Below are 8,808 nucleotides of genomic sequence, written 5' to 3'. Positions count from 1 at the left end.
TGTTTGTTAAAGAACTCGTCCGTTCGTTACCGTCCGGACCCGCACCGGCTTTGCCGTTTGCGTCGCTGCGTTGTCAGCAGCAGAGAAAGAGATTATGCAGAGCTTTCTTCGTTTCGTCAACCGCTTCAGCAATCTTTTTTTGCTGCGGCCGGCGCGCTGACTTCGCTGCGCCAACCTTCCCGGTCGACCCCGTAACCCGCGCCCCGTCTGCTTTGCAGCGCTGCGTTGTGTGTTGCGAGGGGGCGAATATTAGGCCGGTTTCACCGCCCTTGCAACAACTTTGTCACGATGATCCGCTAGGGGTTCGGCGATTATGTCGTAACCCATTGAGCGGCAAAGGAAATCCTCGGAAACTCAAGCGCGGGGGGGAAGATAATATCCCCTCGCCGCTCTCGGGTATTCCCTAGCCCAGGCCTTAACGATGCTGGAAATTCGGCGGACGCTTCTCGACGAAAGCGGCCATGCCTTCCTTCTGGTCTTCGCTGGCGAAGGTCGCATGGAACAGCCTGCGCTCGAAGTGCACGCCCTCGGCGAGCGTGGTCTCGTAGGCGGTGTTGACCGATTCCTTGATCATCATGACCACCGGCAGCGAGAACCCCGCGATGGTCTCGGCGGCCGCCAGCACTTCGTCCAGCAGCTTGTCGGCCGGCACCACGCGCGACACCAGGCCGGCGCGCTCGGCTTCGGCGGCGTCCATCATGCGCGCGGTCAGGCACAGGTCCATGGCCTTGGCCTTGGACACCGCGCGCGGCAGGCGCTGGGTGCCGCCGGCGCCCGGCATGGTGCCGAGCTTCACCTCGGGCTGGCCGAATTTGGCCGAATCGGCCGCGATGATGATGTCGCACATCATTGCCAGCTCGCAGCCGCCGCCCAGCGCATAGCCAGCCACGCCGGCGATCACCGGCTTGCGGATCTTGCGGATGGTTTCCCAGTTGCGTGTGATGTAGTCGCCCTTGTACACATCCATGAAGGAATACTTGGCCATCATGCCGATATCGGCGCCGGCGGCGAAGGCGCGCTCGCTGCCGGTAATGACGATGGCGCCGATGCCCTCATCCTGGTCAAAGGCGGTCAGCGCGGCGCCCAGCTCATCCATCAGCGCGTCATTGAGCGCGTTCAGGGCCTTCGGGCGGTTCAGTGTGACCAGGCCAACGCGGCCGCGCGTCTCGACCAAGATGTTTTCGTACGGCATGTCTTCTCCTATGTATTAGCGGGCGGATGGCACCGTCGCCACCGGCTGCGGGCTATTCTGCCACCGGTTGCGGGGTGCCGCCGCCTAGAGCATGTGCGCCAGGAATTCCCGGGTGCGCGCGTGGGCTGGTGCCCCGAACACTTTCTCAGGCGGCCCTTCCTCAAGAATCCTGCCCTCGTCCATGAACACGACATGGTTTGCCACTTCCCGCGCAAACCCCATCTCATGCGTGACGACAAGCATGGTCATATGTTCTTCAGCCAGTTGCCGCATGGTGCGCAGCACCTCTCCGGTCAGTTCCGGGTCCAGCGCGGAAGTCGGCTCGTCGAACAGCATGATGTCGGGCTCCATCGCGAGCGCCCGCGCAATCGCCACCCGCTGCTTCTGCCCCCCGGACAGACGCGCGGGATAGCTGTCCCGCTTGGCCAGCAGACCGACCTTGCGCAACAGCGCCTCGGCCTTGGGCACCACCGCGTCGCGCGCCAGTCCCTTGACGGTCATGGGTGCTTCGATGATGTTCTGCAGCACCGTCATGTGCGGAAACAGGTTGAACGACTGGAACACCATGCCCATCTTCCGGCAGATGCGGCGCACGTCCGCGTCCGCCACATATCTGGCCGCGCCGTCAGGGCCGGCGGCCGCCAGCGCCTCGCCTTCGATTTCAACGGTGCCGCGGTCGATCACTTCAAGATGATTCAGGCAGCGCAGCAAGGTACTCTTGCCCGAGCCCGACGGCCCGATCACCGCGGTGACATCGCCCTTGTGCAAAGTCAGGGAGACACCGCGCAAGACCTGCAGTGGCCCGAACGATTTGAAGATATCCCGCGCCGCGATCATGATGCCGGGCGCATGGTTCGACGTGGCGCCGGTCGGGCTAGTCATCATGTTTGGCATAGCGTTTTTCGAGATTCTGGAAGAACCAGGTGAGAATCAGCGTCATCACCAGATAGAAGAGCGCGGCGACCAGGAAAGGCGTGGTGGTGAAATCGCGCTGCACGATGCCGCGCGCGGTGCGAAGAATATCGTTGAGGGCCAGCACGTAGATCAGGGACGTGTCCTTGATCAGCGTAATGGTTTCATTGCTGACCGGCGGCAAGACCCGGCTGACCATCTGCGGCAGCACGACCCGCCGCATGGTCTGGAAATAGCTCATGCCCAGCGCCTTGCTGGCCTCATACTGGCCGCGGTCGACCGACTTGATCCCAGCGCGGAAGATTTCCGCGAAGTACGCCGCGTAGTTCAGGGCGAAGGCCACCACCGCGGCGGGAAAATCGGGCAGGCGCACGCCGATGACCGGCACGAACGGCAGCGCGAAATAGATAAACAGCATCTGCAGCATCAGCGGTGTGCCCCGCATGAGCCAGATGTAGCCATTGACCAGGCCGCTCAGCCACGGCCATGACGAAATGCGTGCCAGCGCCAGCGCCAGCCCCAGCGGCACCGACAGGGCGAGCGTGATGGCGAACAGTGTGAGCGTGACTTGCGCACCCTGCGCCAATGGCGCCAGAAGAGATAAGACGTAGTCCATGCTCGCGCGAAACAGAAGAAGGTGGGATCCCGGGCACCGGGCCGGCGCCTGGGTCCGGATATGGCGCGGCGCCCTGCCTGAACGGCGCGGGGCGTCACGCGGCCTCTGGATTACTTGGTGATGTCAGTGCCAAACCACTGGGTAGCGATGCGGGCTGCCGTGCCATCCTGCTTCATGGAAGCCAGGGTCTTGTCGAGCTTGCCGAGCAGCTCGGCGTCATCCTTGCGGACGCCGACGCCATACTCTTCGGTACCGAAGTTTTCCTCCAGCACCTTGTATTCACCGGCACGTTTGCTGATCAGGTAGCGGCCCACCACTTCATCCACCACGATCGCATCGAGGCGACCGGTCGACAGGTCCATCAGGGCCGTCACGTTATCGCCGAAGGTCTTGAGCTCCTTCAGGCTGGCGGCGACCTGGCCTTCCTTCTTGATCGCATCCACGGCGCTGCTGCCATCCTGCGCGCCGACGACGCGGCCGGCCAGGTCTGCCTTGGCCTTCACCGGGGAGTTGGCACCGACGATGACGATCTGGTGGTTCGTCATATAGGGCGCGGTGAAGCTGATGTTCTTCTTGCGCTCTTCGGTGATGGTCAGCCCGTTCCACAGCACATCCACGCGCTTGCCGTTGAGTTCCGCCTCCTTGGCGCTCCAGTCGATCGGCTTGAATTCCACCGTCATGCCGAGACGCCGGCTGGCCTCCCTGGCCATATCGATATCGAAGCCGACCAGTTCGTTGCTGTTATCGCGGAAACCCATGGGCGGGAAGTTGTCGTCCAGGCCGACAATGATCTTGCTGGCGGTGGCCGTATCGGCGCCGGCGGCGGGGGCCGCTTCTTTCTTGCCGCACGCCGCAAACAGCGCCACGGACGAAATCAGGAGTAATGCAGCGATCTTCTTCATAAGATTTCCAATGCGGATAGAGGCAAATAGGCGAACATGCGGGAGTCCGCACGCGGATGCCGGCATGTTTCAGATTGTTGTTGGCAGCGCGATTATAGAGCGACGCCCATCACCGGCATTGCGGACCCTGCCGGCATTGGCAGCCCCACGTGCCAACCCGCAGTCAAAAATTAGTGCTAACATTTGCCGACTGACTGGTCGGTTTATTTAAGGGGCGCCGTCGAGAACAGCCGCCGCGCCGACCACAAGAACAGAATCCGGCAGGAGACAAACAATGCCCCCGATGTCCACCTCCGCTGGCCAGCCGGTCAGCATCGATGCCGGCCCGGTCTTGCTGCAATGGCAGGGCCCGGTCGCCGTGATCACCCTGAACCGCCCCGACAAGCTCAACAGCTTCACCCGCGCGATGCACCAGGCACTACAGCAGGCGCTCGACCACGTCGAGGCCGGCGGCGCGCGCGCGCTGCTGCTGACCGGCGCGGGCCGGGGCTTCTGCGCCGGCCAGGACCTGGCCGACCTGGATTTCACGCCCGGGCACATGACCGACCTGGGCGAGCTGATCGATACCTGGTTCAACCCGCTGATCCGCCGGCTGCAGGCCCTGCCGCTGCCGGTGGTGGCCGCGGTCAACGGCACCGCGGCCGGCGCCGGGGCCAACCTGGCGCTGGCCTGCGACATGGTGCTGGCGGCGCGCTCGGCCAGCTTTATCCAGGCCTTCGTCAAGATCGGGCTGGTGCCGGATTCGGGCGGCACCTGGCTGCTGCCGCAGCGCATCGGCATGGCGCGCGCGCTGGGCCTGGCCATGACCGGTGAGCGGCTGAGCGCTGAAGAGGCCGAGAAATGGGGCCTGGTCTGGCAGACCATGGACGACCCGCTGCTGCCGGAACAGGCGCTGGCACTGGCGACGCACCTGGCCGGGCAGCCGACCCGCGCGCTGGCCGCGATCAAGCGCGCCATGTATGCCGGCGCCACCGCCACGCTGGACGCCCAGCTCGACCTGGAGCGCGACCTGCAGCGCGAGCTCGGCCAGTCCGCCGACTATGCCGAAGGGGTCAACGCCTTCCTCGAAAAGCGCGCACCGCACTTCACCGGCAAGTAAGCCGCGCGGGCCTGCCCCGCACCTATATATAGGAGACCAGCTTGAAACAGGACCCCCAGGCCCTCGCCGAAGCGGCCGCCGCCGCCATGTATGAAGCCGACACCTGCAGCCGCTGGCTGGGCATCACGGTCGAGGCCGTGCGGCCCGGCTATGCCCGGCTGACCATGCCGGTGCGCAAGGAATTCCTCAACGGCCACGGCATCTGCCACGGCGGCCTGATGTTTACGCTGGCCGATTCGACCTTCGCTTTTGCGTGCAACAGCCATAACATCAACACCGTGGCGGCGGGCTGCAGCATCGAGTTCCTCAAGCCCGTGCACGGCGATGACGTGCTGACCGCAGAGGCCACCGAACAGGTCCTGTCCGGCCGGCACGGCATCTACGACATCCGCGTGACCAATGCCGCAGGCCAGGTGGTGGCGATGTTCCGCGGCAAGTCGGCGCAGATCAAGGGACACGTGGTGCCGCCGCCTGAAGGGTCGGAAGGCGCCTGAACAACCATACACTGACGACAAACGCCCCCTCGTGCAGGAGACGACATGAGCACGCGCCTGACCGATCTGCCCCTGGATGCAATCGAGACCGCCAGCCGCGCCGAGCTGCAGGCCTTGCAGCTGGAGCGCCTGCGATGGTCGCTCAACCACGCCTACGCCAATTCGCCGGTATACCGGCGCAAGTTCGACGAGGCGGGCGTGCATCCGGACCAGCTGCGCTCGCTGGCCGACCTGGCGCGCTTCCCGTTCACCAGCAAGCAGGACCTGCGCGACAACTACCCGTTCGGCATGTTCGCCGTGCCGCAGGACCGCGTGGCGCGTATCCACGCCTCGTCCGGCACCACCGGCAAGCCCACCGTGGTGGGCTACACGCTCCAGGACATCGACAACTGGGCCACGGTGATGGCGCGCTCGATCCGCGCGTCGGGTGCGCGGCGCGGCGACAAGGTGCATATCAGCTACGGCTACGGCCTCTTCACCGGCGGCCTGGGCGCGCACTACGGCGTGGAAAAGGCCGGCCTGACCGCGATCCCGTTCGGCGGCGGCCAGACCGAGCGGCAGGTGCAGCTGATCATGGACTTCAAGCCCGAAGTGATCATGGTGACCCCCAGCTATATGCTGGCGATCGCCGACGAGTTCGAGCGCCAGGGCATCGACCCGGCCGGCACCTCGCTGCGCGTGGGCATCTTCGGCGCGGAGCCGTGGACGCCGGAGATGCGGCTGGCGATCGAGAAACGCATGGGCATCTCCGCGGTCGACATCTACGGCTTGTCGGAAGTCATGGGCCCGGGCGTGGCCAACGAATGCGCCGAGACCAAGGACGGCCCGACCATCTGGGAAGACCACTTCTACCCGGAGATCATCGATCCCGACACCGGCGCAGTGCTGCCCGACGGCGAGTTCGGCGAACTGGTGTTCACCTCGCTGACCAAGGAGGCGATGCCGGTGGTGCGCTACCGTACCCGCGACCTGACCCGGCTGCTGCCGGGCACGGCGCGTGTGGCATTCCGCCGCATGGAGAAGGTCACCGGCCGGACCGACGACATGATGATCGTGCGCGGGGTCAATGTGTTCCCGTCGCAGATCGAGGAACTGATCCTCAGGCACGCCGAGCTGGCGCCGCACTACCAGTGCGTGCTGACCAAGGACGGCCACATGGACACGCTGACGGTGCGCGTGGAGTGCGCCCACGGCAGCGAGCCGGCGCTGGCGCAAGGCGCGCGCGAGCGGCTGGCGCAGGAGATCAAGTCTTATATCGGGGTCACCGCCGGGATTGAGGTGTTGCCGGAGGGCGGCGTCGAGCGGTCGGTCGGGAAAGCGAAGCGGATCGTGGACCAGCGGCCGCGCTGAGGCCATCTGCCTTCAAGAGAGGCGCCGGTTTGCTCCCCTCTCCCGCTTGCGGGAGAGGGGAGACAACAATCTCTCCCGCTTGCGGGAGAGGGGAGACAACAATCGCAGTTTTGGCTTTGTCAGAACCTGGGGCGCCGCAATGGCGCCAGTTTGTTCTTCCCTTTTTCCGCGGTCAGCTGCGCGGCATCAGCACCCACATGCGGCCGCCCTGCTTCATGCGGCCCGCGGTCTCGCCGGCGGCGTCGCCCGCGCCCCAGAAAAAGTCCGCGCGCACCCCGCCCTTGATTGCGCTGCCGGTGTCCTGCGCAAACATCAGGCGCTCGATCGGCTCGGTCGAGAGCGGGCGCGTGGTCGACAGGAACACCGGCACCCCCAGCGGGATGGTGGCCGGGTCGACCGCGATCGAGCGCTCCGCGGTCAGCGGCACGCCCAGCGCGCCCACCGGGCCATCATTGTTGGGCGGCAGCTCGCGGAAGAAAACGAAGCGCGGGTTGATGTTGAGCATTTCGTCGATGCGGCCCGGGTTGGCGCGCGCCCAGGCCTTGATGCCCTGCATGGTGGCCTGCGCCGGCGTGATCTCGCCGCGGTCAAGCAGCCATTTGCCGAACGAGCGGAACGGCTGGTCGTTGGTGCCGCCGAAGCCCACCCGCATCATGCTGCCGTCGGCCATGCGGATGCGCCCCGAGCCCTGGATCTGCAGGAAGGCGGCCTCGACCGGGTCATCCACCCAGACCAGCTCGTTGCCGCGCATGGCCGGGTTCTGCAGTAGCTCGGCGCGCGCCGGCAGCGCGCGGTTGGCGAACTGCGCGGGCTTGCGATACAGCGGCACCTGATACTGGCCCTGGCGCGTGCGCGAGCCGTGCAGGATCGGCTCGTAGTAGCCGGTGATCAGGCCGCTGTCGGTGCCGTCGCCGTTGACCACGCGGAACGGCTGGAAGTTGCTTTCGAAGTAGGCGCGCATGGCGTTGACGTCGCCGGCGTCGACCATCATGCCGACGGCGCAGGCACGGCTCCATTCGGCGCGCTTCTTCAGCGCCTGGCAGCTCTGCTGCAGCGCGGGCCAGGCGGCGCGCACGTCGTCCTGCGCCCAGCCCCCGATCTCGGCCCAGCTGGCCGCCTGCAGCCGGCCCTTCTGCGACGACGCCGACGGCGGCGTGGTGCCGGACGGACCGGTCTCGATGCGCGGCGGCGGGCCGCTCATGCATCCGGCCAGCAGCACCGCCGCGCCGGCCAGCGCGAGCCAGCCGCGCATGCGGCGCGGGTGCGAAGGGGAAACCGGGGAAATCAGGGAAGCGTCCGCGTATGCCATCTTGCTATTGTTCAAAGTCCTGGAAGGCGCAGCTTGCAGGGCCGAATTCACCTGGAATGCCCCTACAATCCCACCGTCATCCCTCAACCACCGCCTGCGCCCCCGCGGGCTGCGCCGCATCCGCCATGAGCAAGTTCTTCGAAGCCCATCCCATGCTGCTGTTCGCCCTGGAAGCCGGCGTGGCGCTGTTCCTGCTGATCTTTATCGTGGTCTGGACCATGGGCACGGCGAAAAAGAACCCGCGCCCCACGCGCGCACCGTCCGACCACCCGTCGCGCCAGCCGGCGCAGGGCGCCGCTGAAACGCCGCCGCAGGATCAGGACAGCGCACCGCGCCAGTAGGTTCCCCGCTCGTTCAGTGCAGCATGCGCGGCAACACCAGCGCGAATTCGGGAATCGGCACCTCGAAGCGGTGGCCGTCCTCGGCCACGCAGAAGTATTCGCCCTTCATCGAACCCACCGGGGTCGAGATCGTGGCCCAGCTGGTGTACTCGAAATGCTCGCCCGGCTTGAGCAGCGGCTGATGGCCGACCACGCCCAGGCCCGCCACTTCCTGCGTGCCGTTGTCGCTGTCGGTGATGATCCAGTGGCGCGAGATCAGCTGCGCCGCGACCTCGCCGGTATTGTGGATAGTGATGGTGTAGGCGAAGGCATGGCGCCCGCGCTCAGGGTCTGACTGGTCCGGCAGGTACTGGGTGCGTACCGAGACGGAAAAAGCGTACTCGCTCATCGTGGGCAGGGCCGGCGCGGGACGCCAGGCAGGGAAAAGGGTAGCCGCATTGTGCGGGATGGCCGCGGCACGGGCAAGAGCACCGGGCGGCGGGGCAGCGGTAGAATATAGCCCTTTCAGGGCCTGGCCGTGCCGGATGCCCGCCCTGATCCCCTCTGGCATCCGCCCCTGGGCGCGCCAGAGACGCAAACAGCATTCCCCTGCA

11 protein-coding genes are annotated in these 8,808 nt (G+C 66.0%); 5 read left to right on the top strand and 6 right to left on the bottom strand.

Annotation, left to right across the window (positions count from 1 at the left end; translation table 11 throughout):
- A partial coding sequence (locus DN412_RS44095; protein ID WP_208647652.1) for a hypothetical protein occupies positions 1 to 195 on the top strand: 195 nt, incomplete at its 5' end.
- A 220-nt stretch (positions 196 to 415) separates the two neighbouring features.
- Here DN412_RS44095 and DN412_RS24390 read toward each other — a convergent pair.
- From DN412_RS24390 to DN412_RS24375, 4 genes are all read right to left on the bottom strand, one after another.
- On the bottom strand, positions 416 to 1,192 hold the full coding sequence (locus DN412_RS24390; RefSeq protein WP_115213932.1) for an enoyl-CoA hydratase: 777 nt from the start codon (positions 1,190 to 1,192) through the stop codon (positions 416 to 418).
- 84 nt (positions 1,193 to 1,276) lie between these two features.
- Positions 1,277 to 2,029 (bottom strand): amino acid ABC transporter ATP-binding protein, encoded by a 753-nt coding sequence (locus DN412_RS24385; RefSeq protein WP_115213939.1) that lies wholly within the window; start codon positions 2,027 to 2,029, stop codon positions 1,277 to 1,279.
- Between the two features lie 37 nt (positions 2,030 to 2,066).
- Positions 2,067 to 2,720: an amino acid ABC transporter permease gene (locus DN412_RS24380; RefSeq protein ID WP_026201215.1), complete on the bottom strand. Its 654-nt coding sequence runs from the start codon at positions 2,718 to 2,720 to the stop codon at positions 2,067 to 2,069.
- Positions 2,721 to 2,830: 110 nt separating this feature from the next.
- Positions 2,831 to 3,622, bottom strand: coding sequence for an amino acid ABC transporter substrate-binding protein (locus DN412_RS24375; protein WP_115213931.1), 792 nt, complete (start codon positions 3,620 to 3,622; stop codon positions 2,831 to 2,833).
- A 274-nt stretch (positions 3,623 to 3,896) separates the two neighbouring features.
- On the opposite strand from DN412_RS24375, the gene paaG reads away from it, so the two are divergent.
- Genes paaG through paaK form a run of 3 tightly spaced genes read left to right on the top strand, consistent with a single transcriptional unit; the run spans position 3,897 to position 6,565 of the window.
- On the top strand, positions 3,897 to 4,721 hold the full coding sequence (paaG, locus tag DN412_RS24370; protein ID WP_115213930.1) for a 2-(1,2-epoxy-1,2-dihydrophenyl)acetyl-CoA isomerase PaaG: 825 nt from the start codon (positions 3,897 to 3,899) through the stop codon (positions 4,719 to 4,721).
- A 41-nt stretch (positions 4,722 to 4,762) separates the two neighbouring features.
- On the top strand, positions 4,763 to 5,215 hold the full coding sequence (paaI, locus tag DN412_RS24365) for a hydroxyphenylacetyl-CoA thioesterase PaaI (RefSeq protein ID WP_078198010.1): 453 nt from the start codon (positions 4,763 to 4,765) through the stop codon (positions 5,213 to 5,215).
- A 45-nt stretch (positions 5,216 to 5,260) separates the two neighbouring features.
- Positions 5,261 to 6,565, top strand: coding sequence for a phenylacetate--CoA ligase PaaK (gene paaK, locus DN412_RS24360; RefSeq protein WP_115213929.1), 1,305 nt, complete (start codon positions 5,261 to 5,263; stop codon positions 6,563 to 6,565).
- 172 nt (positions 6,566 to 6,737) lie between these two features.
- Here the strand turns inward: paaK and mltA are convergent, their stop codons facing one another.
- Positions 6,738 to 7,874 (bottom strand): murein transglycosylase A, encoded by a 1,137-nt coding sequence (gene mltA / locus DN412_RS24355; RefSeq protein ID WP_115213928.1) that lies wholly within the window; start codon positions 7,872 to 7,874, stop codon positions 6,738 to 6,740.
- Between the two features lie 125 nt (positions 7,875 to 7,999).
- Between mltA and DN412_RS24350 the strand changes: the two genes are divergently transcribed.
- Positions 8,000 to 8,215 (top strand): hypothetical protein, encoded by a 216-nt coding sequence (locus DN412_RS24350; protein ID WP_115213927.1) that lies wholly within the window; start codon positions 8,000 to 8,002, stop codon positions 8,213 to 8,215.
- 13 nt (positions 8,216 to 8,228) lie between these two features.
- Here the strand turns inward: DN412_RS24350 and apaG are convergent, their stop codons facing one another.
- Positions 8,229 to 8,603, bottom strand: a complete 375-nt coding sequence (gene apaG, locus DN412_RS24345; RefSeq protein ID WP_012353991.1) for a Co2+/Mg2+ efflux protein ApaG — start codon at positions 8,601 to 8,603, stop codon at positions 8,229 to 8,231.
- Positions 8,604 to 8,808: the final 205 nt, after the last annotated feature.

Origin of the sequence: Cupriavidus lacunae, from assembly GCF_003353055.1 — a bacterium.
In the GTDB taxonomy this organism is placed as follows: domain Bacteria; phylum Pseudomonadota; class Gammaproteobacteria; order Burkholderiales; family Burkholderiaceae; genus Cupriavidus; species Cupriavidus lacunae.
The sequence above is the reverse complement of the archived record's forward strand: the minus strand, read 5'-3'. Positions and strand labels throughout refer to the sequence as shown.